The following is a 26,329-nucleotide window of genomic DNA, read 5'->3' as shown; positions in this document are numbered from 1 at the left end:
GATCAACAATACCAGTCGCCGGTAAACGATCCGGGAAAGTCCCGGATCGCCGTCACCTGGGGTGGATGCAAAGGGCCCGGTGGCCGTCCGGAAGATCGTATCCCGGAAGGGGCTGCTGGCAATCGTCTTGGGCAAAAGGACACCGGCTGGCAAACCGGCATCCGGCGATCTGCGCTGTCGGTTCTGGGATTTCTCCAAGCGGCGCGTCGGGGATGTGACCTAGTTTTTCCAGGCTTGGCGATGATGCCAAAAGCGCTTGGGTGTACGGGTGTTTGGGGTGGGTGAAAACGGCCTCGGTCGGCCCGATCTCCACAATTTGCCCCATGTACATCACGGCCACGCGGTCGGCGAGGTACCGGACGGTTTGCAAGTCGTGCGTGATGTAAAGGAAGGCGCAACCGGTCTCTGCCTTGAGATCCTTGAGCAGGTTAAGGATTTGCGCTTGGATGCTGAGGTCGAGCGCAGCGGTGGGTTCGTCACAAATAACGAGGGGAGGCCGGAGGGCGATGGCGCGGGCAATGGCCGCACGTTGCCTTTGGCCGCCGCTCAGTTCATGGGGGTAGCGCTCAGCGAGTGCCGGGGCGAGTCCAACCTGCTCCATCATTTTGGCGATATCCGCCTGTTGCCCCGCCAACCGCACAGGTTCCTCCAAGATTTTGCGGACCGTCCATTTGGGTTCAATGCTGGCGAACGGGTCCTGCCACACCATGCCGATCCGCTTGGCTTGGCCAGCCAGGTTGCCCTGCACAGTTTGGCCCGCCACTTGGATTTCCCCGTCTGCCAACGGCTGCAGCCCCAAAACGGCCCGGGCAAGGGTGGTTTTGCCACATCCGGATTCTCCGACAACGGCCATCGCCTCTCCCGGCTGCACCTCTAGATCGACATCGTCGACCGCCCTGATCCGACCCCCTGGGACCGGGAATTCGACGGCCGCCCCACAGATGCGGAGGGCGGGAATTGCTACTGTCGCGAGCTTTTGCTCCATTGGAACCGGTTGGCGAGCTTACTCATAAAGTCATGCTCATCCACACTGACAAGCCGGGTGACGCGCGGAGATTTTGTGATGCGGACGGCATCGCCGCTCAACAAGTGCAAGCGGCTTTGCCCATCACAGCTAAGGACGGCATCCCCCCGGGTTTCGATGTGGATGTCGATGACCGCTGAATCGCGCGCGACAAGCGGCCGGGCGCTCAACGTGTGCGGCATGATCGCCGTGATCAAGAGAGCACCGACGGACGGGTCGATGATCGGGCCGCCCGCGCTCAGGCTATAGGCGGTGGAACCCGTCGGTGTACTGACCATGACGCCGTCGGCCGGGTAACGGCTGAGCCGGACTCCATCCAACTTGACGTCAAAGGTCAGGATCCGGGTGGTCGCCGAACGTTGCACGACCGCTTCATTTAGCGAATGGAGGGTGGCCACGCTGCGATCCCCCCGCAGCAACTCTGTCTGCACCATCATCCGCTCTTCGATCTGGGCCTGACCGTCTAAGAATGCGCTCAGGGCGGCCCCCACTTCGCTGGGCATGCATTGGGTGACGAACCCAAACCGTCCAAAGTAGACCCCCAGGATCGGAGTCCCGTGCTCCGCGCACAGGTGGGCGGCCCGGATCAACGTGCCATCGCCGCCGAAGGAAACCATGAGATCCGCATCCCCCAACGATTCCGGGGGGATAGCTTGCACGCCAAGCAAAGACGCGGAATCGCGGTCTGCGCCAAACTCGATATTCTCCGCCCGGAGCCCCTCCAGCGCCTCTTTGGCAGCTTGGACAGCATCCGGGCGGAATGAGTTGACAATCGTGTGGATCCGCACTACAGCGATTTTAGCCGAGCAAGGTGTTGCTTGACCGCCTCGTTGTCCGGGTCCATGCTTAATGCGGCTTCCAAGGTTTTGACCGCCTCGGCCAATTTGTTCTTGCGCTCCAACACGATGGCCAGGTTTTGGTAGGCGGGAATGAACTTCCGGTCGGCGGAAACCGCTTTGCGGAAATAGCTTTCGGCTTCATCATTTTGGGTTTGGAGCAGTGCCCACATCCCAAGTCCGTTCAAGGCCCGGGGGTTGTTGGGCTGGGATTTGAGGGCCGTGGCGTAATGGAACCGCGCCCCTGGCGTATCCCCGGTGTTCCAAAGCCCGTCGGCAAGATCCAACCGCACGTCGGTGCGGTCCGGATGGGCCCGGACGACATCGCGCCAAATCGCCACTGCGCCATCGATGTTGCCTTCTTTGACGTAGCAGGCAGCGATGTTCATTTTGGCGGTTTCGTTTTCCGGCTCTAACTTGGATTGCCTTTCAAAAGCATCCCTTGCGCCCGCGTAGTCCCCGCTATCCCACAAAAGGGCGCCCAAATTGTTGAGGACCGCGCCGTTGCCCGGCTTGATCAGCAGGCTTTGGCGGTAGGCAGCTGCGGCTTCTTTCATCTGACCGGCACCGGCGTGGGCCAACCCAAGGTTGAACCAATAGTCGGCGTCCCCCTTCAGCTTTTCGCGCACTTCCGGCATCGTCCAGATATCAAGAGCCTTGGTTCCTTGTCCCGTTCGGCTATAAACGCCGGCCAGCGGGATCAGCACTTCGGCAGATTTATCCGATGCCGAGGCTCGGGAAAGGTACTTGACGGCAGAGTTGTCGTCTTTGACGCGGACAGCGGCAAATCCGGCATTGCGGGAGAAGACCACGACATCCGGCCGGAGGTCGCTAGCCTTGGCGTACGCGGCCAGGGCCTCTTTGTCTTCTTTGAGCCCTTCGTGCGCCATGCCCAGATTGTTGAGGGCATAAGGGTCATTGCTTTTGGCCGCCCGGGAGAGGTAGGTCTTGGCCTTGGCATATTCGCCCTTCTTCAAATAAATGGTGCCGACGTTGTAGTCGGCGACCGGGTTGCCAGAAGACATTCCAGCCAAAGTCTCGAACAGGCTGACCGCCTTTGCCTCGTCACCGGATTGGCCTCGCTCGATATAGGCCGTTGCCAGGTTGTTGACCACCGTGGCGTTGGTCGGATCCATCTTGTTGGCGCGTTCCAACGCGTTGATGGCTTGGCCGTATTTCTTGTTTTCCAGGTAGATGTAACCCATCCACCCCAACTGGGTCGCCGTGAGCCCCCCATCGTCCAACATGGAATCAAACAGGCCCATCGCATTTTCCTGTTGGTTTGTGCGGGCGTAGCAGATGCCAAGGTCAACCCGCACATTGCGGAGGGAATCGGGATCGTTTGCCAGGTATCCGGCGGCCGATTCGAGAGGTGCGATGGCGCTGCGGTAATCCTTGTCCAACACATAGGAGCTGCCAAGGAGCGACAAGGTCGTCGGGTTGCCTGGTTCTTGCGAATCGAGTTCGACGAGGGCGCCAGCCGCCTTTCGGTAATCCTGGGTTGCGTAATAGGCGGCGCAAAGGTTGCGCAGGTTCATCAAGTTGACCTTCTGGTCGCTGCTCTTGCCCCGGATGGCTTCCAAAACTTCGATGGATCGCACTTGGTTGCCCGTGACGGTGGCCAAATAACCGATCCAGGTCATCGCGGGTAGATAGACGGGGTCTTGGGTATGGAGTTCTTCGAACTTGGCCAATGCCTGGACGGCCGCCCCCATCAGGTCTGCTTGTGAAGCATCATTGAATTCCTTGATGATTTTTGCGGCGGCGTTGTGCGTTTTGGTGTTGGCCTTTGTGCCGTCCACATTTTCTGCGGGAAGTTTGTCAGGCGTTTGCTGCAAAGCCCCTTCGGCGAGGTTCCCCGCCTCGGCGATTTGAAAGGCCGGAGCCAAGTCGGCGAATGTGCAAACCGCCATCCCAGCCACCATGGCCATGATCCACAAGCGTGTGTATTTCATGTCGATAATTCCTCTTCGCCCAGTCGGGGTCGCCCTCAGGCTCCCGCGGCTATCTCTGCACCAATCCGTCTAGGCAAGATGCGTGCCGAATCGCAAACTGCTTTGCGCCAGTCTCCGCAACCACGTCGCCATTGTATCGGAATCTTAACACCCCATCCGTGATCGGCCCCAGTTCGGCTAGATTCAAATCCGATGGTAAGGCGGCCCTAAGATGGCCGATGTTCTCCGGTTTGACGGCAATCACGACAAAACCTGGCAATTCTGCGTAGAGCAAAGCGTCGCAACGGGTGAAACCGTAGGGGTTCGGCAATTCGATCTCGGCCCCAAATCCCGGGATTGCGACCATTTCTGCCACGCAGAACCCCAACCCCCCTTCGCTCACGTCGTGGGCGGCTTCCACGAGCCCTTGGTTGATCCAGCCGGCGAGCGTGTGGCAGAGCACCTTTTCCAACGCGGGCACCGGCGGGACGGGGATGCCGTCTTCAATCCCATGCACGGCGCGCAGGTAAGCAGAAGCCCCCAATCCCTGTTGGGGCACCTCGGGGTGCGTGTAACTCAGAAGGCACAGGGTGCCCCCCGGCCCGTGGACTTTTGAGCCGCACCGCTTTGACGCATCCGGCAAGATGCCGAGCATCCCGATCATCGGGGTCGGCAAGACCTCGCCCAGATCCCCGTGGTTATAGAAACTGACATTGCCGCTGACAACCGGGGTTCCCAGCGCCTCGCATGCGTCGGCGATCCCCTTGACGCTTTGGTCAAATGTCCAATAGATGCCGGGATCTTCGGGCGACCCGTAGTTCAATCCGTCGGTAGCGGCGGCTGGGACTCCCCCAACGCAGGCGACATTCCGGGCGGCCTCGCAAACGGCGAGTTGCCCACCGGCATAAGGGCTTTGGCGCACCCAATGCCCATTGCCGTCGATTTTAACGGCGAGACCCTTTGCCGTTCCCCGGGGGGCCAAGACGGCCGCATCGCCGTCGCCAGGGCAAAGGGCGGTCTGGGTTTGCACTTGGAAGTCATATTGCCCGAACACCCAAGACTTGTCCGCAAGGTCTGGCCAACCGGCGAGTTCCACAAGGGTTGCGCCCAAATCTCCCGGGACGGGGATTTGGGAGATGTCGAACGCCTTGGCGGTGCGGCAATGATCCGGCTCAATTCCCTCGATGGTGTAGGTTGGGCACATATCCGCCAAATGGACGGCCTCTACGTCGGCGACGATTTCACCATGCCGGCGGACCACAACCCGGCCGGTGCCGGTCACATGGCCGATCACCCTGGCGTGGACACCCCACTTTTCAAAAACGCGGATGACCTCTTGCTCCCGCCCATGGTGAGCCACGGCAAGCATCCTCTCTTGGCTCTCGCTCAGCATCAGCTCGTAGCCGCTCATGTCGCTTTCCCGCATGGGGACGAGGTCGAGGTCGATCTCCATGCCCACCCCGCCTTTTGCACTCATTTCGATCGTTGAGCAAGTCAGCCCGGCCGCCCCCATGTCTTGGATCGACTGGACGGCTCCGGTCTGCAACGCTTCGAGCGTCGCTTCAATCAGTTGTTTCTCGGCAAATGGGTCGCCGATTTGGACATTTGGTCGCTTGGCATGGTTATCTTCCCCCAATTCCTCACTGGCAAACGTCGCGCCGTGGATCCCGTCTTTCCCAGTTGCTGATCCAAGGTAGATGACCGGGTTGCCGACACCTTCTGCCCCTGCCGTTGCGACCTTGTCGCATTCGACGATCCCGATGCACATGGCGTTGACAAGCGGCCGACCGTTGAACCGCGGATGAAACGAGACTTCCCCGCCAACCGTCGGGACGCCAACGCAATTGCCGTATCCGGCGATCCCCCTCACGACCCCGTCGAAGAGGTAACGGTTCCGTTTGGCAGCCTCCCCATCCCCTTCCAACGGGCCAAACCGCAGGCTGTTCAGGCAGGCAATGGGTCGTGCGCCCATGGTGAAGATATCCCGGATAATTCCGCCCACACCAGTCGCCGCGCCCTGGTAGGGTTCCACCGCACTGGGGTGGTTGTGCGATTCCACTTTCATGGCGATTCCCAAACCGTCCCCGATCTCGACGATGCCGGCATTTTCCAACCCCGCCCCATCCATGGCTTTTTTGTATTCCGCAAAATACCGAAGGATTGGGCGGGAGTATTTATAACCGCAGTGTTCGCTCCACATGACGGCGAACATCCCGGTTTCTGTCAAACTAGGTTCGCGACCCATCAGGCCGACAATGCGTTCGAACTCGGAATCCCTCAACCCCATCGACCGGTATACATCCGGAGCCATTGCCGCCATGGCCAAAATCTTACCGCTGGCGATGATTTTGGCCGGGGTCGCTTGCTGCTCGCCGGATCCGACACCCAAATGGGTCGGCGAGTGGAAAGGTGAGGACAAAACCCTGGTCTCAGACGCGGAAGCGGCGAAAGACCCGGTGATCGCCGGCACCTTGCGAATGGTGAAACTGTCCTTCAAGCAGGACCGGACATTTGCCCTGTTCGTCGCCGGCATGCCCTATGAAGGCCGGTACTCCGTCCAGGGCGCGGATGCGACCCTGACGATCACCAAAATCCTCGGCAAACCCATTGAAAACGAACCGGCTGAAATCCGCGACGCCCAAACTCCAGTGACCGCGACCATGCAGTCCGCGGGGACCATCCGGCTCACCGGCTACCGGTTTGGTTCGGAATCCATCCTCTTGCAGAAGCAGGAGCCCAAATAGCCGCAACCCTCGGGATGGCTGCGGCGTCTTGAATGTCAACAATGGGTGGGTTGATCGCCGTCTTCGTTTTCGTCGCCGTATTGGTGGCGGTTTTCATCGCCATGTACAACGGCCTGGTGCGGTTGCGCCAACAGACGATGAATGCCTGGGCTCAGATCGATGTCCAACTCAAACGCCGGTATGACCTCATCCCGAATCTCGTCGAAACGGTGAAGGGGTATATGGCCCACGAACAGGGCACGCTGGAAAAGGTGATCCAAGCCCGCAACATGGCAATGAACGCCACCGGAGTCTCGGAAAAGGGCAAGGCCGAAGGCGCGTTAGCCGGAGCTTTGACCGGCATTTTCGGGCTGGCAGAAGCCTATCCGGACCTCAAAGCGAATTCGAACATGATCCAACTGCAAGAAGAATTGCGCGAGACCGAAAGCAAGATCAGCTTTTCTCGGCAATACTACAACGACGTGGTGACGGAATACAACACGAAGTTGGAAACGTTCCCAAGCAGCATCGTTGCCGGAATTGGGTCATTTCAAGCCAGGGAGCTCTTCGAACTCACCGAGCCAGCCGAGCGCGAGCCTGTCAAAGTGAAGTTTTAGGCCGCCCGCGATTGGGTATCGGCTTGCCCGTCTACGACTTTGAGTTCGACATGGGGCTCAGCAGTTTTGACGCTCAACACATAAAACGATCCTGCTGCGACCGCATAACAGATTGCGAAGACCACCCAAGCCATATCGGGATTATTGGGAATCCACGGCGGGAACTTGAGGCGCTCAGACGCTTTCCCGCAATTGCTTGGGCGGCATGCCGAACCGGTGGCTGAACGCCCGGCTGAAATGGGCTGAACTCACAAAACCGCACTGCTCGGCCACTTCCCGGATCGGTGCCGTCCCGGCAAGGATCTCCTGGCGGGCCCGTTCCAACCTCAAATTGAGCAGATACTTGTGGAACGGCACGCCAGTCCGCTCCTTGAACAGGTGTCGGAAGTGGCTGGTGCTCAGACCGACCTCTTCAGCAACTTCGTCATCGGCGATTTCCATGGCAAATCGGGATTCCACATAGCGCAGGGCCCGGTCGATCGCCGCCGTTGTGTGGTTCCGCTGGACGGGGAGGTATTCGCCGACCAAGTTTTGGCACAGCAGGCAAGCCTCTTTGGCCACTTCCTCCACGGTTGCCAGGCGGTCTAGCCGACGGGCCGAATCCAACTGAAACCGGTGCAGCTTGCGGTTGCCGCCAAAATCCAAGATTGCCGAGCTGACAACGGCCAAAAACGTGAGGACGGAGCCTTTGGCGTCATCCAGGTCATTTTCGGCGACCAGGGCGCGGTGAAGCTGGCCAACCGCCTGCTCAAACCTCTCCCAGTCCCGCAGACGCACGATGGATCCCACTTCGGAGAGCGAGATCCGCCCCCCGTGGCCACGGAAGGGACATTCCGAAGCAACTGGAACCGCCAATGCCTCAAACAGGACGAAGCTCGAGGGGGTATCGAAGATGCGGACCTCAAACGAGTCGAGCATCTGGGGCGTTGCTAAGTCAACCGTCAACTCATCGACCATGAACCGCCCTTCGGGGCCCAATGCTTCGCCAACGGTCAAAAGCCGGGAGCCGTCGCCGTTCACACGGTCGACGGAAGCCGGCTCGGCGGCGTCGCGGTAATGTCGGCCATTGGCAAGTTTGAACGAGAACCGTCCCGCATGGATTTCGGCCCCGATAGTGCCAAAAGGCTCGTGCCGGGCGGAAGCAAACAAGGCCAGACATCCTCGCAATACGATTTTGCCCGCCCGCACGGGGTTGGAAAACTGCGCCGTCAAAACTGATGGCAAAGCCCGTGCAGGGTGCAACCTCCCGGGCCCGCCTTTCCCCTGCCATGCCCTCAAAGGGCTCCCATCGGGCCGACTCCAGGCCGCCCCCCCGGCCGGGGGGGCGAACTGTCCGCTGATCGGCTCGGGGTTACGGCTTTCGTTCAACGGATGTTTTGGTGTGAGGCAAGTAGCCGCCTAGGCTGACCCGCAACCCTTTGACGGACGGCGAGACAAGCTCGACATCGCGTTGGAAGTAGATGGGGATCCATGCCGCATCTTGAAGCACCATGTCCTCTGCTTTTTGGTAAATGGGGATCCGGTCTTCCATCTTCACCATCGTGTCGGCTTGGTGGCACAAGGCGTCATAAGCGGGATTGCTGTATCCGAACTTGTTTTCTGGGCCGTTGGTGGTGAGCATGTGGGTCAAGAAGTTCTGGGGGTCGTAAAAGTCGGCCGACCAGCGCATGTGGTAGAAGAAGAGCTTCTTGTTGTTGTAATCATCCAAGTATTTGCCCCACTCCATCGGCTGGGCCCGGACGGGGACTCCGAGGTTTTCCTTGATCATGCCGGCCACAGCTTCGGCAACGGTCTTGATGTCCGGTTTGCCTTCTTGGAAATTGATGGTAAGTTCCGGCATTCCTTTACCTCCGGCGAATCCGGCCGCCGCCAAGAGTTTCTTCGCCTCTTCGGGCTTGTAATCGTAGGCTGGGCCATCATCACGGTGGCCAGGGATCCCTGGCGGCAAGATGCACTTGGCTTCTTGGTAAACACCGCCCAAGAGTTCGCTAACGATTTTGTGCCGGTCGATTGCCATGGCGAAAGCTTGCCGAACCCGCTTATCTTGGAACGGCTTGTAATTGACCTGGCTCATGCCGATGTAGTAGATCGCCGCCCGGTTGCGGTAGACGATTTGGTCTTTGAGCTTGGGATCGCTTTCAACCCCTTTCAAATCTTGGCGCTGCATCAACAGCAGGTCGGTCTCGCCGTTCTGGAATTTGGTCAACCGGAGCTGGGCGTCGACGATGATGGGGCGCTCGATTTTAGTGAGGGTCGGTTTGCCGCCCCAATACCCATCGAACGGTTCAAGCTCGGCCAAGATCTTGTCCTCGTACTTGGTGACCTTGAACGGGCCGGTGCCGACCATTTCCTCGGCTTTGCTGATCTGCTTGTCGGCGGGGACGCTTTCCTTGGGGAGGGCGGCAGAAACCAGGTAGGTGAGTTTGCCCAAGAAATAGGCGGCGGACTGGTTGAGCGTGAATTTGATCGTTTTCGGGTCGATCACCGTGATGCCCTGGATTTCGGTGGACTTGCCGTCGTGGAATTCGTTGACACCCACCACGTCGCCCAAGTAAGCGGTGCAGGTGGTGGAAGCCATTGCCGGTTTGCAGGCCCGTTCGATGCTCCATTTAAAGTCTTCTGCGGTGACTTCCCGCCCGTTCTGGAATTTGACGCCCGGCCTCAAATGAAACGTGAATTCTTTGGCATCTGGCGAAACATCCCATTTTTCGGCGACAAGCCCGACGACCTCGTTGTTTTCGTTCCAACCGACAAGCGATTCATAAACCTGTTGGAGGAAGTCGATGGTGTCGCCATCTTGAACGATCGCGGGGTCAAGGGTCGTGGGATTGGTGGGGATCGCGTATCGGAGCACGTTATCGGCTGCGGCCGCATTGCGGGAGCTGAACCCTCCGCCAGCTTTGCCGCTTGTACCGCACCCGGCCAGGATGCCAGCGGCTGTGAATGCGGCTGCCAAGGCAACCACTGTTGACGTCTTCATCGCCATGGAAACCATTCTACACCCCGGTCCGTGCCCGCAGTTCCGAGATGAGCCCCCCGAGGGCGGCAACCTTGCGGTCGGTATGAAATTCCAACACCGATTTGAGGAGGTCCAGACAATCCAGGCTCTGAGCCATTTTGACGGGCGGGGTTTCCAATGAGCCCACTCGGCTGAGGCCGATGAGGACTTGGGCGTCCACCCATTGAACGCCTCCCCTGGCTTGCGTCGCATCTTCCACCGGCCCTCCGGCGGCAAAATCAAACGCTACGGGGGTGACAGAAACCCGTTCACCGGTGTCCAATGCAGTCAACCAATCGGGGGCGACTCCGTCGCCCATGAGGAGGCGGGCAAAACCCCACACGAGCACGGGAACCGGCTCGGGGAACTGCTCCAGGGCAGCCAAAACGGTGACAGACAAAGAAAACGCTTCCCCGCCAGGTGCCCCATAGGGCAGGTATGTGCGCAGGGTGTCGCACCAGGCGACACCAGCAACGATCCGGTCGTAATCTTGCCGGAGCCCCGGAAACGAGGTGACGGGCCGGACATGTTGCAAAAACCGGTTCGCCCGGCCATCCGCCCAAGTGAATTCGGCGAGAACCATGGGTTCGGAGGCCCCGGCCAGCCGGCTCCCGGATTTCCGGGCTCCTTTGGCCACAACATCGACGATCCCCTGCTCCTCGGTCAGCAGCGAGAGCCGCCGGTCGCTCTCGCCCGAATCGGTTCGGTGCAAGACGAGGGCGCGGGCGGTCGTCTCTGCCGTGTTATCCGCCCCGCAGGACGACCTGGGCCCACTCGTTGACGATGTAGCTCATCCGGTCGATGACCAGGGCAAACCGGGCCATGACTGTTGAGCCGAAGATGGCACCGAACCCGATCATCAGCATCCACCGCCCAAACTTGTTGACCCCGGTCAGGATCGGCCCCTTGAGCTCAAAGCTGAAGATGAAGTAGCTGAACGCTGACAAGAAGGTCGCCACGAAAATGAAGTTCGTGAGGGCTTGGGTGGCAAACAGGTTGTTGCTAATGAGTTGTTGGGTGTTGGTGAGGGCATCCCCGGCAAGCGGTTGGATTCTGCCCCCGACCACTTCGACCGTTGCAGGAACGGAAAGGGGTTGGAAAGTGGTGGGGATGATGGGCTGCATCGAGCTGAACAGTTGCGGACCCCAGGTTTGCCACCAGATCTGCACCTGTTGTCCCGACCAGAGACCCAGGATGACGCCGATCGGGATTTTGCTCATCCAGTTGTGTTTTTTGCTGAAGACCAAATAGGCCAGCATGCCAACCGGCAAGAGCGCCGCAAAAACCCAATAGCCAGGAACAGCGGGGTCGGTTTTGGTGGCCTCTTGCCCCATCATCTTGACCCACCATTGGGGATACAGCGTGTCTTTCCAGGTTGCCACGATGGTGTATCCGGCGGCCAATCCAAGGAAGATGTGCTCGAACAGGCGGTAGAACTTGTTCTCCCGGTAGAGGATGCTGTAGAGGGCCAGCATGGCAATGACCCCCGAGCTGATTTTCAGGACGTCGTAGAAGTGCTGGTTCAAACCGAATCTCCTTTGCGGCGGCGGGCGGCAAACATGGCGACGTTCCCCAAGATGACGGCAAGGATGAGCAGCGCGAGGGCCACATGCAGGGTGCCGTAATACTGTTGGCCCCGGGCCAGGGTCGTCCCTTCGGTCACGTGCGGAACGGTTCCAGGCTTATTCCAGGTCACCACCGGCCGCTCACCATCTTTGTCCTTGACATCGTTGATGCCGTTTTTCATCAGGTATTCGACATCGTAAACCCCTTTGAGCCCGACTCCGACGCCCGCCACCTGGCCGGATTGGTAGAACGGCAGGACGGTCGGGCCGACGACGCCGGTGACCAGAGCCGTGATCTTGATTTTGTTGGCCAGCCTTTGCACGGCAACGTCGATGGAGCTGGAGGCCGTCACGACGACCATCATCTGGCAGTCTTCGATTTTGTTGACCTTTTTCAGAACCGGCGTCTGCCAAATATCCACATCGCCTTGGCCGGCGAGTTTGGATTTCCGGCCAGCCCAAGCGGCCCGGAGGTTGGCTCCCATGGTGGTGTTGGTGGCTTCTGCGTTCGGGAAGAACCCGAGGTCAATGTAGTCTTCCCCGACTTTGTATTCCTTGAGGTTTTGCGATTTGCGCTCGGCTACGATCCGGGCAAGGACGGTCCGGGCGACCTGCGGTGCAGCGGGGTCTGCTGCCGAATAGAACACGAACTTCGCGTCTTTGTCCATCAGCAAGCGCAGCAGGTTTTCAAAGTGGCCCATGCTTTCGCCGCGGGTGCTGTTCGTCCAATCGGTTTGGACAATGACGGTGGCTCCTTCTGGCAGCGCCTGCATCGCCTCATAGAACGACTTGCTGCTGGGGTCAGGATCCGTTGGGATCGTTGTTGGGAAGAACAACCCGCCGCACACCAACACAACCAAGATCGCATACAGGATGCGCCGGTCGATTTTCTGCATTTTTTCCCAAATTGTCATGCCGATACACCACCTTTTTCAAGGCCGAGCCAGAGGCGGAGCCCCATGGCGAGGGCGCCGATGTAGACGCCAAAGTCGATGGCCCGGATCGCCGGGATCTGCATCGTGGAGCGAAGCCAATCCGCAATCGCGGTCCATTTCAAGTTCATCCAGAACGGGTTGCCGCTCGAAATGACGAGTTGCTCCACGGCTTGCCCTTGCAGGTAGGTCACGGCCCCCATGAGGTTGATCATCAGGATGAGCGCGGAGGCCATCATGACGGTCGCTTCGACGCTGCGGATGCGGAAGGCCCGGTAAGCCGCAGACAGGATATAGAACGCGATCATGGAGAACATGGCCGAGTCCATTTGTTGGTACAGGCCCTCGAACAAGAAATCCTGGGCGTAGTTGACAAATCCCCAGTTTTCGCGGACGTTGAGTTTTCCGTCGGGATCCAAGAACTGGCGGGTTCGCCAATCCCAGAAGCCAGCAATGGTCATCGCGGCAAAACTCAGCAAAAGGATCAGGCTAAAACCCCAGTTCTCTTGTTTGCGCCTCACCCTGGTCGAGTGGATCAACACCAGTGAGTAGAACCCAACCCCAAGGAGGAACCCTTGCAGGATGTTGGTGATGCTCCCAACTGGGTCAACGGCCTGGTTGAGGAAGAACCCGAACTGCTCGACCCCGTTCCGGGGGACTTCATTGGCAAAATCGGCTTTGATCGGCGTTGGCCACAAGTAGACGAGCACGTAGGGCAGCCCAGCGAGGAAGGTGAAGGCGAAGATCACCCGCCGCCGCATGTTGGTTGGAACACGGGACAGCCCGAAACACAGGGCCGTACCGGCCAACAGGCCGACGACGACCCACATGACCAATGTGGGGCCGGGTTTGTATTTCCAGAAATTCTCTTGGACGGCCTGGGCGAGCAGAGATTGCAGCGGGAGCATTATTCACCACCTCCCTTTGCGGCTTCCTCGTCTTTCTTCTTTTTGGCCTCTGGGGTCAATTCCCGCTTGTATTTCTCTGTCATTTCTTCGGTGACCATGGGGTTGAACAGCCGGAAAATCGCCGTGTCGCTCTTTTTGACTCGTTCTTCGGTTCGCTTCCCTTCGCTGGATTCGCTGACCGAGACCATCTTGGCGCCGTCACGGTGTTCGGTTGTCATCCCCGTGAGTTGGAACGAAAGCCCAAGGGTGCCGAAGAGTGCCATGCCGGCGATCATGATCTTTGTCCAGTCTTGGCCGACCAAGGAACCGACGAGCACCGGTTGGCGGGTGAGATAGGCCGAAGCGGCGTAAAACTCGTCCCCGATCAACACATAGTCGCAGGCGGCGATAAAGAACGGCGTCTGGGTTGACTGGGTTGACCCCGCGATTTGAATCGCCCCGATGGAGTTGGAACTCTCGGCAAAGATCAGGGATTCGGCATAAAAAGCACCCAAAAGGAACGTCGCCGCCACTTTTTCGCGGTAGATCATCCCGCTGACCCCGGCCGCAAACGCGAACTGTTGGTCGCTAACGAATTGAACCGATTCTGGAGTGAACCGGTCTCCCATGCCTTGCTGGGTGTAAACGTCTCGGATCACCTCTTGGGCATAGGCGTAAACCGCTGCATTGGCGCAACACAGCCGGATCGGGGTTGAAAACTGGGCCGCCGATTTGGTGACTTGGGCGAAGATGTTGACCGCTTGGACGGAAATGGCATCCAGGACACCGATACCGGGAACCATCAGCACCGGGCGTCCCATTTCCGTGGCCCGCCCGATGGCGTCATCGATGGCGTTGAGGCCGGCAATCCGGCGGATGAACATGCTTTCTGATTTGCGTTCCGCGCGGAAGATGTTGTACAGGATGAATCCGACGACCACGAGCGTCATCAGGATGTTGACCCAGCCGGTGTCTAAATACTGTTCGCCTTCAAGCACCGTGCCCCACCTCGTCGTCATTACCCATTCTTTGTTGTCCTGTGTTCCCTTCTATGTCTGACCCTACGGGCCGGATCGGTTTGACCGGTTCGGAAGGATCTTCGAGTGCGGCCAAAATGCGGTCGACCGCCTGGCGGTTGGAAAAAATCCGGCTGTATCCGTGCACGTTCCCAAGTCCGACCAGCGGCGCGGTGAATGGGGCCGTCACGATCCCGAACGTCTCAGCCAGGCCGGCCAACGGCCGGTGCATTTCAATAGCGAACGTGGCAGGAACCTGCAACCCCCGCCTTTTGACCTCATAAACGAACTGCGCGATCAGGTACTCCTCCTCATCCGGCGTCAGCTTCTCGATCCACACTGTTTCCATATCGTTCGCTTAGTTCGGCTATTTTGGCCAATACTTCCTCCCGATTGCCTGCAAACCTCAGATAAACCCCTCGGAACTCGTCAAGCCTCGACGGCGATGGCAGGGGCGAGAGCCTGACGCCGTCGGCTGTGTGGATCAGACGTTTGAGATCCCCCCAGCGAAGCAAGTTTGTGCTGAGCCCGATTTTGGACTCGGCGCCCGCCTCGTCCAACCGGAACCGGATTGGCAGCCAATATTCGGCGGTTGACACGAACACGGCGGCAAGGCTGATGAGGAGCCCCCACATCCCGAGGAAAGCAAACCCGAAAACCCCGGCGGCCAGAGTCACGACCGCCAAGGCCGCCCTCTTGCGGGGATGGCCTTCGCCGATGGACACGGACCAGGCCATCGCCGGAGTCTCTGCTTGCGGATCTGCCAACGGTTTATCGCCAATCGTTGAACAGGGTGCTGATCGACTCGTTCAAGTGAATCCTGCGGATCGCTTCGCCCAGCAACGGGGCACTCGGCAGGACCGAGAGCTTGGGGAAATGCTTTTCCGACCCCAAGGGCAGGGTGTCCATAGTCACGACCCGGCTAACGATGCTGTCTTGCAGCCGCTGGCTGGCGTTTCCGCTGAAAACGGCGTGGGTGCAGCAGGCGATGACTTCGGTTGCGCCCCGTTTAAGGAGCTGTTCGGCCCCCATGATGATCGACCCGCCGGTGTCGATCATGTCGTCGATCATGATGCACCGTTTGCCGCTGACATCGCCGATGATTTCGACGATGTCGACTTTGTTGGGTTCAGGGCGCCTTTTGGCGATGATGGCGATGGGAGCCTTGAGCATTTCGGCCAGGCTGCGCGCCCGGGGCACCCCGGCGACATCCGGGCTGACCACGACGATGTCGTCTTGTTCGGAGAGCCCTTCGTCTTGAAAATACCGGCCCAAGATCGGTCCGCCGTAGAGGTGGTCGACCGGAACGTCGAAGAAACCTTGGATCTGTTCGGCATGGAGATCCACAGCCACGACCCGGTTCGCCCCCGCGGTCACGATGAGGTCGGCCACTAGGCGGGCCGTGATCGGTTCACGGGGTTTGACCTTTTTATCTTGGCGGGCGTACCCGTAATAAGGCATCACGACCGTCAGCCGACGGGCGCTCGCCCGCCTGAAGGCATCAAGCATGATGAGCAGTTCCATCAGCGAATCGTTGACCGGGGCGCATGTGGGCTGGATGATAAAAACGTCGTTGCCCCGGGCGCTTTCTTCCACCATCAGCCGGATTTCGCCATCGCTGAATTTGGTGGATGTCAGCCCGCCAAGGTGCACGCCCAGGTAGTCGGCGACTTTGATGCCGAGCTCCTTATGGGAGTTCCCGGCGAACAGTTTGAGGCCTGTGAGGTCGTTGCTCATTTTTTCTCCGAGGTCTTCCGTTCTCGCCATGCTGTGTACCATTGCTCTTTGTTCTCCTGCCTTGCGCGGCCAATCGCCATAGCACCGGAAGGCACTTGGCGGTTGACGACGCTCCCCGCGGCAACAAATGAGTCGTCTTCCACGGTTACGGGTGCGACGAGGGTCGAATTGCTGCCAATGAAGCACCGGTCGCCGATCTGGGTCCGGTGTTTGTCGAATCCGTCGTAGTTGCAGGTGATGGTGCCCGCCCCGATGTTGGTTTCGGAACCGACAGTGGCATCGCCGATATAGGTGAGGTGGCTGATGCTGGTCTCCGGGCCGACTTCGGAGTTTTTGATTTCGACAAAGTTGCCGATTTTCGTCTCTCTTTTGAGCACGGCTCCCGGCCTCAGGTTGGAAAACGGCCCGCATCGGCACCCTTCTTCCATGGCCGCGCCATCAAGGTGGCTCATAAAAACCCGGCACGAATCGCCGATTATCGAGTCTTTGATCCACGTGTTTGGACCAATCGAACAACCGCTCCCGATCCGGGTTTGCCCCTCGATGACCGTGCCTGAAAGGATGGTGGTGCCTGCACCGATCTCCGCATCCGGGTCGATCGTAACGGTGGACGTATCTGGGATGGAGACGCCGTTTTCAATGAGGTTGCGGAGGATCCGTTTGCGGATGAGGCCGGCCGCCTCCGCTAACTGCCACCGGTCGTTGATGCCCAAGAATTCGTCCGGGTCGTCGGATTCGATGGTCAACACGCGCCCTCCTTGGGCGGCAATGAGGGCGATGGCGTCCGTCAGATAGTATTCGCCTTGGGCGTTTTGGTTCGAAATTTGGGGGAGGATTTCCCGCAGTGTTTGGGCCCGGAAGCAATAAACCGCCGGATTGACTTCGGTTATCGCCTTTTCATCTGGAGAGGCGTCCTTTTCTTCGACGATCCCTTTGACGGCCCCGTAAGTGTCCCGTAGGATTCGGCCATAGCCCGTCGGGTTCGCCATTGAAAAAGTCGCCATCGCAACCTCGGCCCCTTCACCGGCCTGGAGCGCAACCAATTTCCGAATCGTTTCGGGTTCGATCATGGGGACATCCCCGGCGAGGACGATGACGGATCCAGTGGCACTTGCCAGGGCGTCGGCGGCGCTCATGACCGCATGGCCGGTGCCCAATCGTTCTGTCTGGACGGCATAGCCCACCCTGTCACCCAGTTCGGCCCGGACGGCTTCTGCCCCGTGTCCAACAACGACGCAGATGTCATCCACCCCGGCTGAACCCAAGCTGGCGAGAACCCACTTGACAAGGCTCCGCCCACAAGCCTTGTGCAACACTTTGGGGAGGTCGCTTTTCATGCGGGTGCCCTGGCCGGCGGCGAGGACGATGGCGAGGCATGGGGTCATTGAGAGGTCTTGAACAATACCCGGCGGTCCGAATTGTTGTAGCATTCCGGTCTATGCCCGTCCATGTTTCGACCCACCCGTTGGCCCACCACCTGTTGGCGGATCTGCGCGACACGGGGACCGACCCCCATGCCTTCCGCCGGGCCGCCCGGGTTTTGGGGACGATTTTGGCGTTGGAAGCCACCCAGACCCTGCCGAACCGGGCGACAAAGGTCCAGACCCCGCTTGAACAAACCGACGCCATCGTCTTGGGCGCTCCGCTTGCCGTTGTCCCGATCCTCCGGGCCGGACTTTCCATGCTTGAACCGTTCTTGGAGCTCTTCCCCGACGTCGCCGTTGGCTACATCGGGCTGGAGCGGAATGAAGAAACAGCGGAGGCTTCTTCGTACTATTGCAAACTCCCCCGGCTCGACGGCACGGTAGCCATCGTTGTCGACCCGATGCTGGCGACAGGTGGATCCGCCTCCCAAGCGATCGGCTTGGTCAAGCAAGGCAACCCCCGCACCGTCACTCTGGTCAGCGTTGTGGCCGCGCCGGAAGGGGTCGCCCGCATGGCCGCCGACCACCCGGATGTCGAGGTGTTCGTCGCCGCATTGGATAGAGGCTTGAACGAGAAAAAATACATCCTGCCCGGGCTTGGCGATTATGGCGACCGGCTTTTTGGGACACTCTGAGCTTCTAGGTAACCTCAGGGCATGCCGCATTTGATCCTCGTCCGCCATGGCCAATCGCTTTGGAACCTGGAAAACCGGTTCACCGGTTGGGTTGACGTCCCGTTGACCGCACAAGGCGAAGAGGAGGCCCGCCGGGCCGGTGAACTGATCACGCCGTACCTGATCGACGTGGCCTACACCAGCGCCCTGCGGCGGGCCCAAAACACCCTTGCCCTGATCTTGGAGCAAAGCGGCAAAGAGTATGTTCCCGTTATCCGCGACCAGGCGTTGAACGAACGTGACTACGGCGACCTCAGCGGGCTCAACAAAGATGAGATGCGCGAAAAATATGGCGAAGAGCAAGTCCACGTCTGGCGGCGGAGCTACGATGTGGCCCCCCCGGGTGGCGAATCACTCAAAGACACCCGAGCCAGGACACTGCCGTTTTTTGAGCGGGCAATTTTGGGCGATATCAAACAAGGCAAGAACGTTTTGGTCGCCGCCCACGGCAACAGCAACCGCAGCATCGTGATGGCCCTTGAGAACCTGACGCCGGAGCAGATACTGGCGAAAGAATTGGCAACTGGTGTTCCGCTCGTTTACGATTTGAACTTGGACGGAACCATGAATTCCGTCGAAGTTTTGGGTTGAGGGGGCCTCAAACGCCGTCCGGTGGCTCTAAGTGCAGCGCCATAAACAAAACCGCGCTCGGCACCGGATCGACCCAGGGCTCGACCTCGACAAAGCCGTGTTGCCGGTACATCGCAATGGCTTTCTCCAAAGTTGGGATCGTGTCCAGGCGGATCTCTCGATACCCGACGGAATAAGCGTGTCCGATGATGGCCCGGAACAGGGCGAGGCCGATCCCCTGCCCCCGGAATTCTGGGCGGACAAAAAACCTCTTGAGTTCGCTGCAATGGGGCGTGGCCATCGGCTTCAAAGCCACGCAACCCACGGCTTCGTTGCCGATACAGGCCAACAGGAACTCTCCATGCGGCGGGATGTAGTCGCCGGGAAGGTTTCGGATCTCCTGTTCAAACCGGACGAAACACCGGTCTTCACGCATCCCATCGTGGTATTGGCGGAGAAGCCGTTGGGCCGCGGCGATGTCTTCTGGCCCGTTCATCGGCCTGATCGTGAAGGGCGGCATTGCGCTGCCCAGGTTACCGGCCCGATTACTGGTCTTCCAAGGGGGTAGTCTCTGAACCTAATCCGGCCTGGGCTCTTGCGGCTTTGCCGCCCCTTTGGCCGTCTGGAAACAAACCGTGCCCGATCAGGAATCGTCCAACATCCCAAGTGTGCCCATCAACGAGGAACTGGCCAAGAGCTATGTGAACTACGCGATGAGCGTCATCATCTCGCGCGCCTTGCCAGACGTGCGCGATGGGCTCAAACCAGTTCAACGGCGCATCCTTTATGCGATGCGCCAGCTCAATTTGGGGCCAGACGCTTCGTTCCAAAAGTGCGCCAAAGTTTGCGGATCGACCTCCGGCGATTACCACCCCCACGGCGAACAAGTGATTTATCCGACCCTCGTCCGGATGGCGCAAACCTTCAGCATGCGCTACCCGTTGATCACGGGCCAGGGGAACTACGGTTCGATCGACGGCGACCCACCGGCCGCGATGCGTTACACCGAATGCCGGCTCGCCCCCATCGCCATGGAGCTCTTGGAGGATTTGGAGAAGGATTCAGTCGAGTGGATGCGGAACTACTCGAACTCGCTCAACGAGCCGATGTACCTAACGGGCAAGTTCCCCAACCTGTTGTGCAACGGAACGCAAGGGATCGCGGTTGGCATGGCGACCAGCATGCCCCCCCACAACCTGACCGAGGTTTGCAACGGAATCCTGCATCGGTTGGACAACCCTGAATGCAACCTGGAGGAGATGATGGAGCACATCCCCGGGCCGGACTTCCCCACCTATGGCCTCATCATGGGCAAGAAAGGGATCCGGGACGCTTACGAAACCGGGCGCGGCAGCGTGATCATGCAAGCCAAAACGATGATCGAGCCCGCCGAAATGGGCAAATCGAAGATCGTGATCACTGAATTGCCCTACCAGGTCAACAAAAAGACTTTGGTTGAGAACATCGCGAAACTGGCAAAGCTCAAGAAATTTGACGGGATCACCGACGTCCAGGATTATTCAGACAAACGGGGCATGCGGATCGAGGTCGAATTCCGCCGGGATGTCAACCCAAACAAGGCGCTGAATTACCTGCTCAAGCACACGGCGTTGCGCTCGACATTCGGGTGCATCATGCTGAGCCTGATCGATGGGGCCCCACGGGTCAGCCCACTGCTGACCATCATCGACGAATATCTGGAGCACCGCCGTGACGTCATCATCCGGCGAACCCGGTACGAGCTATACCGCGCGCTGGAGCGCATGCACCAACTGGAAGGGTTTCAAATCGCCCGCCGGTTCCTGGACGAGGTCATCGCGACTATCCGGGCGAGTTCCGACCAAAACGAAGCCCTTGTCAACTTGGTGCGCCAGTTCGACATGTCGCCGGCCCAGGCCCTTGCGGTTTTGGCGATGCAGTTGCGGCGGCTCACCCAGCTCGACCAAGCCCAACTGGAATCCGATTACAAGGCAGCCTTGCAACGGGTGCAGGACCTGATGAACATCTTGACCGACGACGAACGGTTGCGGTCGATCCTGCGCGAAGAAATCGTCGCCATGCGCGACAAATACGGCGACGAGCGGCGGACCCGCATCATTGCCCGTGAAGCCGGCGACTTCAATGAAGAGGATCTGATCCCCGAGGAAGAAGCCATCGTGAGCATCAGCCGCGACGGTTACATCAAACGCATCAGCATCGATGCCTACCGTCAACAGAAGCGGGGTGGCAAAGGGCTTAAATCGGTGATGAAGCAAGATGACGAGCCAGCCCACCTGTTCCAGGTGAACACGCACCACTTCATCCTGTTCTTCACCGACCGGGGCCGGGTTTACAAACTTCGCACCTACGACTTGCCCGAAAGCAGCCGTTACAGCCGCGGGATGCCGGTGATCAACTACATCGCCATCGAAAGCGACGAGACCGTGACCGCGACCGTCAGCGTCAAGGACATCAAGGGCGAAGGCTTCTTGACCATGATCACTAAATTTGGTGAAGTCAAGCGGACGCCCATGGAATCGTTTGCCAACCTTCGGAGCAACGGCTTGCGCGCCTTCGACATTGAAGACGGGGACAAATTGGGCTGGGTGCTCACCTCCGCCGGCAACAACGACATCATCATCGTCACCCACAACGGCATGTCGATCCGGTTCAACGAACGGGACGCGACTTCCCGTTCGCGGGCGGCGGGCGGTGTCCGCGCCATCCGGCTCAAAGGTTCCGACTACATCGTCGGGGCCGATATCGTCCGCGAAGGGGCAAAGCTCTTGGTCGTCGGCGAGAACGGGTACGGCAAGCGAACCGACCTGGACGAGTATCGGATCCAAACTCGGGGTGGCAGTGGGATCTTGACCATGAATTGCACAGATAAGACCGGCAAGGTGGTCTCCGCCGAAGTCGTCGATGAAAAGGATCGCCTCGTCGTCCTCACCACGATGGGCCAAGGCATCCGGATCAAAGTCAATGGGATCCGCGACGTCAAAAGGGTGGCGCAAGGGGTCAAGTTGATCAACTTGAAGGACGGCGACCAAGTTGCCAGCATCGCCCGGATCATCGCCGACCCAGACGAAGGCGAAAACCCGCAATACGAAGAAGACTCTGACGACCAAATGACCCTTGAAGACGAATGATCTGGCTGGCCCCGGCTGCCGCCGGGGCCGCGTGACTTATGGAACCCCCGCCAACCGTCCGATATAACCCGTTCAACGAACTCAACCGTCCCCGCGGATTTTTTGAGTGGTCCATCCTGAACGAGGCGTTTGAAGTCGTCAAAGCCTATCCAGTCGTCTTCATGGGGTTCTCGCTGGTCGCCTACTTTGGCACAGCGATATTGGGTCAGATTGCCAGCATCCCGCAGCTGTTCGCCCAGTTCTCGAACGGTCCGTTCGAGTCAAAGATCCCGTTTTACGCCCTGACCTACATCCTGAGCACTCTGCTCCAGACTTTGGGCATGGGGGTCACCATGGGTGGATACACCTCCATGCTGCGAAGGTACGGCGAATCCAAATATGTAGACATCGGCGACGGGTTCAAACCGATCTCCAAAGCCTTGCATTTGGGTCTGGCCCAGTTCGCGCCAATTTTGGCAACCCTGCCGTTCTATGCCGTTGCGGCCTTTTTTGCATTTCCCCACCTGATTGCAATTACTTCTCCCCACTTTTCGGACTCCAGTGCGGTCGGCGGCCATATTCTTGGCATCCTCATCCCGATGCTCCTGGTCAGCCCGGTGTACCTCGCCATCTATCCGTTCTTTTATGGGGCGGTTCCAGCAGTCGTGTTGGAAGATCTGACGGCTTGGGAAGCCGTCAAACGGTCGATCGAAATGGCTAAAAAGTGTTATTGGCAGCTATTTTTGCTGCAGTTCGTTTTCGGGTTGGCGATCGTCGTGTCCGTTTTCCTCTGTTGCATCCCCGCCCTCTTCGCATTTGCCTGGTACGGGGTGAGCCTTGGACTCATTTACAGCAATGTCATGGGCATCCCGTTGGCCCCTGTGGGGGTTCAAGGCGGATACTCGAATTACCCGCGCGAGATGGGCGGCGAGATGCCCCCGGTTCCGGAAAACCCCCGTCCTCCAGATTTCCCGACCAGCTAAAAGCAACACCCCCCGGCTCAAGGAGCCAGGGGGCGTTTGCCCGGTCGTTTTGAGCGGCCTAGTTCTCCACGCGGAAGGCGACGATCTCGTAACCCCGGCGCCCCATTTGCAGGCCGTAGTAATGGCGGGCGTATTGTTGCCGGCCCCACGAGTCCTGGAACACGTGCTCGGCCACCACCGTGACCTGGTTGCCATACCGCCGGACTTCGCGAATGCGGTAATCGTAAGTCCGCGTACCGTCGATGAGGTCTTCCATAAGATCATAGAAGTCGTTGCCCGAGATGCTGTACGACGAGTACCGATCCAACTCGACCCAGACGTTTCCGCGGGTCGGGATCAACGCATCCATGTACCGCGCCCGGCCGTGTCGGAACGCGTCGTAGATGTCGTCGACAGCTTGGTCCACCTGGTTCCGGTCGTAGCGGGAATTGTTCCAGTAGCCGAAGTTGTCGTCGTACTCTTGGTACCGCCAACGATAAAGGTCGCCACTTCGCCAAGAGAAGGAGAAATTGCCGAACGTCACCCGCACTTGCGAGATGTAGCCGGGCATGTTCGTGTACCCGTACCAAGGCGAAGGCACGCAATTGTTGTTGTAGTTGAACTGGTAGTGCGGGTACCAAAAGTTGTTGTCGCACCACTGGTTCGAGTATTGGTAGTAACCGTTCCGGTAGTTGTTATTGGCGTAACCAATCCGGTTTTCTTGGTCGGCCTCCCGCGAAGCGCGGTTTTGCCCGACAATCGGGGGCGGGCTAAAGTTTGGTGCGCCCCTGCCGGCCTGGTTGTTGTTCCCACTGCCGTAGTTCACCCGGCCGCTACGGCTAGTCTCATCTTGAGATCGTCCGGCGGGCGGTTGGCCTTGGCGTTGTTCGCCGTTGCCCACGGGCGGGGGCGGGCCCTGGCGGGTGCCCCGTTCGGGCGGCGCGGATTGCCCGCCGCCGTTGCCACGGTTGCCACCATTGCGGTCGCTACCACCATTGTTGTTGCCACCGTTGTTGTTGCCACCGTTGTTGTTGCCGCCGCCGCGGACGGGAGGGGCGCTGTTACCACCGCCGCTTCCACCAGAACCGCGCGTCGGGGGAGGTGGGGCGTTGCCGCCGCCGTTTCCGCCGCCGCTGCCGCCACTACCGCCGCCGTTGCCGCCACCACCCTTCCCAAGGCCTTGTTGGGCCATCGTCGGGACGGAGAGCGCCATAAACGCTGCAACCAAAAGAGGGAGGAACTTCTTCATTTCAAACACTCTCAGTGTACAAGTAGAGACGTCTGGTTGTTGCCCCTGTTACGAAGTTTCTACAATTGTTTTGGTGGATCTCAGAACACTCCGACTGCGCCAGTCTGTGCACTTCAGGTAAACCGGCTGAGGATGCGTTACTGGCTGATGAAATCTGAGCCCGCGACATATGGCATCGACCACTTGCGGGCCAAAGGTGGCCCCGATATGTGGGAAGGGTGCCGGAACTATACAGTCCGGAACTTTTTCCGGGACGACTTCAAGCCGGGCGACTTGGCCTTTTTTTACCATTCAGTCAATGAGCCCATCGGCATCGTGGGGACAATGCGGGTCACCCGCGGCGGTTACCCCGACCCCACCCAGTTCGACCCCAAATCCAAATACCACGACCCAAAAGCCCCCGCCGATGGAAGCCGGTGGCTGGCCGTGGATGTTGAGTTCGTCGAAAAGTTCGATCGGGTGCTGTCCTTGGCGGACCTGCGGGAGCATCCCGGACTAGGGGAGATGTTGGTCCTCCGCAAAGGGCAGAGGCTCTCCGTCATGCCCGTGACCGAAGGCGAGTGGCGGGCCGTCATGGAACTCGCCAAGCACGACCGATAATCAGAACCACGGCATGAAGATCCTGTTTGTGTCCGCCGAGATGGCTCCGTTCGCCAAAGTGGGAGGGCTTGCCGATGTGGCGGCTTCCCTACCCAAGGCCCTCAAGGCGATTGGTCATGAAGTTAGGGTTTTTATGCCCGGTTACGGCTTGCTGCTTGAAGACCCTTCGCTCCGAGCCAAACCCGTGATCGATCAATTTATTGTTCGGGTCAATGCGGCCCGGTTCGTCAAGGGCACCCTTTACCGTTCGCAAAGCGGCGGAACCGAAGTTTGGTCGGTGGATGGAGAGGTCAATTTCCGCCGGGCCCGATCCAGCGAACACGTCTACACCTTCTCCCGGGACGATTACCTCTATTTTTCCCAGGCGGCATTGGAAGCCTGCCAAGAAACGGGCTGGATCCCGGATGTGGTCCACTGCCATGATTGGCACACTGGCTTCATCCCGGCAATCCTCCGCGAACTCAAATCAGGGATCTGGGACAACGTACCGAGCGTGTTCACAATCCACAACCTGGCCTACCAGGGAGAATTCGGCTTCGACACATTGGATGCCTGCGGGCTCCCGCATAGCCTCTACCGTCCAGAAATGGTGGAAGCCTACGGATCCGTGAACTTCCTGAAGACGGGAGCCGCGTTTGCCGACCAGGTGAACACGGTTAGCCCAAACTACGCCCATGAGATCCAAACCCCCGAGTTTGGTTGCCGTTTGGATGGTCATATGCGGTATTTGCACTCCCAAGGCCGGCTCCATGGCATCTTGAACGGGATCGACGCGGAAGTTTGGAACCCGGCGACCGACCCGGCCCTCCCGGCAAACTATTCGGCCGAGGATTTGCAGGGCAAATCGGCCTGCCGAAACCACTTGGTCAAACTTGGCGGACTCACAAAGGCGTCGGAGGGGCCGATTTTGGGCATGGTCACTCGGCTGAGCAACCAAAAGGGCTTTGACCTGCTCCTTGAAGCGGCTGACCGGCTTTTTGCCACCGGTGCTTGTTTAGTGGTGCAAGGCCTTGGAGACCCTTGGGCCTCGTCCCAACTCCGCCGGCTGGAAGCCAAGTATCCGGGTCAGGTCAAGTTTTTCGAATTGTTCGACGCGGATTTGGCCCAGCAGGTTTACGCCGGTTGCGACGCCTTTTTGATGCCAAGTGCCTTTGAACCGTGCGGGTTGGGCCAGATGTTCGCCATGCGCTACGGGACGGTGCCCGTCGTCCGCCACACCGGCGGATTGGCCGACACCGTGTTCGACGGCCATACGGGTTTCACGTTCTCAGAGCAAAGCGGCGCCGCCCTTGCCGACGCCGTCGAGCGGTGCGCCGCCACCTTCCGCAAGGCAGACCGGTGGCGTGAACTGGTTTATGCCGGAATGGCCAGCGACTTTTCCTGGTCCAAAAGCGCGCAGGCTTACGTTCAGCTCTACCGACTCGCCGTCGCAGACCGGAAGTTCGCCCTTTCCCATGCCTAACCGCCGCCTGGC

At 59.3% G+C, this 26,329-nt stretch carries 26 protein-coding genes; 8 read left to right on the top strand and 18 right to left on the bottom strand.

Translation table 11 applies throughout. The features are described 5' to 3' along the window. Nucleotides 1–52: 52 nt before the first annotated feature. The 4 genes from JNM28_06145 to purL are packed head-to-tail and all read right to left on the bottom strand — an operon-like array spanning nucleotide 53 to nucleotide 6,114. Entirely contained in the window at nucleotides 53–985 is a 933-nt protein-coding gene (locus tag JNM28_06145) for an ABC transporter ATP-binding protein (protein ID MBL8068009.1), read from the bottom strand. After that, entirely contained in the window at nucleotides 961–1,812 is an 852-nt protein-coding gene (locus JNM28_06140) for an NAD(+)/NADH kinase (GenBank protein MBL8068008.1), read from the bottom strand. The genes JNM28_06145 and JNM28_06140 overlap by 25 nt, the downstream gene beginning before the upstream one ends. Next, a complete protein-coding gene (locus JNM28_06135; protein MBL8068007.1) occupies nucleotides 1,812–3,815 on the bottom strand; it encodes a tetratricopeptide repeat protein in 2,004 nt (667 codons plus the stop codon). The genes JNM28_06140 and JNM28_06135 overlap by 1 nt, the downstream gene beginning before the upstream one ends. Nucleotides 3,816–3,864: 49 nt before the next feature. After that, nucleotides 3,865–6,114, bottom strand: a complete 2,250-nt coding sequence (gene purL / locus JNM28_06130; protein ID MBL8068006.1) for a phosphoribosylformylglycinamidine synthase subunit PurL — start codon at nucleotides 6,112–6,114, stop codon at nucleotides 3,865–3,867. On the opposite strand from purL, the gene JNM28_06125 reads away from it, so the two are divergent. Both JNM28_06125 and JNM28_06120 read left to right on the top strand, forming a co-directional pair. Further along, nucleotides 6,113–6,538, top strand: a complete 426-nt coding sequence (locus tag JNM28_06125) for a hypothetical protein (protein MBL8068005.1) — start codon at nucleotides 6,113–6,115, stop codon at nucleotides 6,536–6,538. The two genes, purL and JNM28_06125, sit on opposite strands and share 2 nt — an antisense overlap. 32 nt (nucleotides 6,539–6,570) lie before the next feature. After that, a complete protein-coding gene (locus JNM28_06120) occupies nucleotides 6,571–7,134 on the top strand; it encodes a LemA family protein (protein MBL8068004.1) in 564 nt (187 codons plus the stop codon). On the opposite strand, the gene JNM28_06115 is transcribed toward JNM28_06120, so the two are convergent. Genes JNM28_06115 through glmU form a run of 12 tightly spaced genes read right to left on the bottom strand, consistent with a single transcriptional unit; the run spans nucleotide 7,131 to nucleotide 17,654 of the window. After that, nucleotides 7,131–7,268, bottom strand: a complete 138-nt coding sequence (locus JNM28_06115; GenBank protein ID MBL8068003.1) for a hypothetical protein — start codon at nucleotides 7,266–7,268, stop codon at nucleotides 7,131–7,133. The genes JNM28_06120 and JNM28_06115 overlap by 4 nt on opposite strands. A gap of 40 nt (nucleotides 7,269–7,308) precedes the next feature. Beyond that, nucleotides 7,309–8,502 (bottom strand): helix-turn-helix transcriptional regulator, encoded by a 1,194-nt coding sequence (locus JNM28_06110; GenBank protein MBL8068002.1) that lies wholly within the window; start codon nucleotides 8,500–8,502, stop codon nucleotides 7,309–7,311. Next, nucleotides 8,486–10,120, bottom strand: a complete 1,635-nt coding sequence (locus JNM28_06105; protein ID MBL8068001.1) for an ABC transporter substrate-binding protein — start codon at nucleotides 10,118–10,120, stop codon at nucleotides 8,486–8,488. Before JNM28_06105 ends, JNM28_06110 begins: the two co-directional genes overlap by 17 nt. A gap of 10 nt (nucleotides 10,121–10,130) precedes the next feature. Beyond that, entirely contained in the window at nucleotides 10,131–10,844 is a 714-nt protein-coding gene (gene recO / locus JNM28_06100; protein ID MBL8068000.1) for a DNA repair protein RecO, read from the bottom strand. 31 nt (nucleotides 10,845–10,875) lie between these two features. Beyond that, complete coding sequence (locus JNM28_06095; protein ID MBL8067999.1) at nucleotides 10,876–11,658, bottom strand: hypothetical protein; 783 nt, start codon at nucleotides 11,656–11,658, stop codon at nucleotides 10,876–10,878. Continuing rightward, nucleotides 11,655–12,611 (bottom strand): hypothetical protein, encoded by a 957-nt coding sequence (locus JNM28_06090; GenBank protein ID MBL8067998.1) that lies wholly within the window; start codon nucleotides 12,609–12,611, stop codon nucleotides 11,655–11,657. The genes JNM28_06095 and JNM28_06090 overlap by 4 nt, the downstream gene beginning before the upstream one ends. Continuing rightward, nucleotides 12,608–13,537: a hypothetical protein gene (locus tag JNM28_06085; GenBank protein MBL8067997.1), complete on the bottom strand. Its 930-nt coding sequence runs from the start codon at nucleotides 13,535–13,537 to the stop codon at nucleotides 12,608–12,610. The genes JNM28_06090 and JNM28_06085 overlap by 4 nt, the downstream gene beginning before the upstream one ends. Beyond that, complete coding sequence (locus JNM28_06080) at nucleotides 13,537–14,535, bottom strand: hypothetical protein (protein MBL8067996.1); 999 nt, start codon at nucleotides 14,533–14,535, stop codon at nucleotides 13,537–13,539. The genes JNM28_06085 and JNM28_06080 overlap by 1 nt, the downstream gene beginning before the upstream one ends. Further along, nucleotides 14,507–14,881 carry a hypothetical protein gene (locus JNM28_06075; GenBank protein MBL8067995.1) on the bottom strand — a complete coding sequence of 125 codons (375 nt, stop codon included), beginning with the start codon at nucleotides 14,879–14,881 and terminating at the stop codon, nucleotides 14,507–14,509. The genes JNM28_06080 and JNM28_06075 overlap by 29 nt, the downstream gene beginning before the upstream one ends. Then, entirely contained in the window at nucleotides 14,844–15,269 is a 426-nt protein-coding gene (locus tag JNM28_06070; protein MBL8067994.1) for a hypothetical protein, read from the bottom strand. Before JNM28_06070 ends, JNM28_06075 begins: the two co-directional genes overlap by 38 nt. Nucleotides 15,270–15,303: 34 nt before the next feature. Next, nucleotides 15,304–16,269, bottom strand: coding sequence for a ribose-phosphate pyrophosphokinase (locus JNM28_06065; protein MBL8067993.1), 966 nt, complete (start codon nucleotides 16,267–16,269; stop codon nucleotides 15,304–15,306). Next, the gene (gene glmU / locus JNM28_06060; protein MBL8067992.1) at nucleotides 16,266–17,654 is read right to left on the bottom strand and encodes a bifunctional UDP-N-acetylglucosamine diphosphorylase/glucosamine-1-phosphate N-acetyltransferase GlmU; all 1,389 of its coding nucleotides are present in this window, start codon (nucleotides 17,652–17,654) and stop codon (nucleotides 16,266–16,268) included. Before glmU ends, JNM28_06065 begins: the two co-directional genes overlap by 4 nt. A gap of 53 nt (nucleotides 17,655–17,707) precedes the next feature. On the opposite strand from glmU, the gene upp reads away from it, so the two are divergent. Together upp and JNM28_06050 are read left to right on the top strand one after the other, a co-directional pair. After that, entirely contained in the window at nucleotides 17,708–18,328 is a 621-nt protein-coding gene (gene upp / locus JNM28_06055; protein MBL8067991.1) for a uracil phosphoribosyltransferase, read from the top strand. A gap of 21 nt (nucleotides 18,329–18,349) precedes the next feature. Next, nucleotides 18,350–18,958 (top strand): 2,3-bisphosphoglycerate-dependent phosphoglycerate mutase, encoded by a 609-nt coding sequence (locus JNM28_06050; GenBank protein MBL8067990.1) that lies wholly within the window; start codon nucleotides 18,350–18,352, stop codon nucleotides 18,956–18,958. Between the two features lie 7 nt (nucleotides 18,959–18,965). Here JNM28_06050 and JNM28_06045 read toward each other — a convergent pair whose 3' ends face one another. Beyond that, a complete protein-coding gene (locus tag JNM28_06045) occupies nucleotides 18,966–19,457 on the bottom strand; it encodes a GNAT family N-acetyltransferase (GenBank protein ID MBL8067989.1) in 492 nt (163 codons plus the stop codon). Nucleotides 19,458–19,551: 94 nt separating this feature from the next. Between JNM28_06045 and gyrA the strand changes: the two genes are divergently transcribed. Together gyrA and JNM28_06035 are read left to right on the top strand one after the other, a co-directional pair. After that, nucleotides 19,552–22,065: a DNA gyrase subunit A gene (gene gyrA, locus JNM28_06040; GenBank protein MBL8067988.1), complete on the top strand. Its 2,514-nt coding sequence runs from the start codon at nucleotides 19,552–19,554 to the stop codon at nucleotides 22,063–22,065. Between the two features lie 38 nt (nucleotides 22,066–22,103). Next, nucleotides 22,104–23,027, top strand: coding sequence for a hypothetical protein (locus tag JNM28_06035; protein MBL8067987.1), 924 nt, complete (start codon nucleotides 22,104–22,106; stop codon nucleotides 23,025–23,027). Nucleotides 23,028–23,085: 58 nt separating this feature from the next. Here JNM28_06035 and JNM28_06030 read toward each other — a convergent pair whose 3' ends face one another. After that, entirely contained in the window at nucleotides 23,086–24,255 is a 1,170-nt protein-coding gene (locus tag JNM28_06030) for a hypothetical protein (GenBank protein ID MBL8067986.1), read from the bottom strand. Nucleotides 24,256–24,387: 132 nt separating this feature from the next. Here JNM28_06030 and JNM28_06025 point away from each other — a divergent pair, with 132 nt between their 5' ends. Further along, on the top strand, nucleotides 24,388–24,855 hold the full coding sequence (locus JNM28_06025) for an EVE domain-containing protein (protein MBL8067985.1): 468 nt from the start codon (nucleotides 24,388–24,390) through the stop codon (nucleotides 24,853–24,855). A gap of 13 nt (nucleotides 24,856–24,868) precedes the next feature. Continuing rightward, complete coding sequence (locus JNM28_06020; GenBank protein MBL8067984.1) at nucleotides 24,869–26,317, top strand: glycogen synthase; 1,449 nt, start codon at nucleotides 24,869–24,871, stop codon at nucleotides 26,315–26,317. The last annotated feature ends 12 nt before the right edge of the window (nucleotides 26,318–26,329 follow it).

This window comes from Armatimonadota bacterium (assembly GCA_016789105.1).
GTDB lineage: Bacteria > Armatimonadota > Fimbriimonadia > Fimbriimonadales > Fimbriimonadaceae > UphvI-Ar2.
This window is presented reverse-complemented; position numbering and strand designations above follow the sequence as displayed.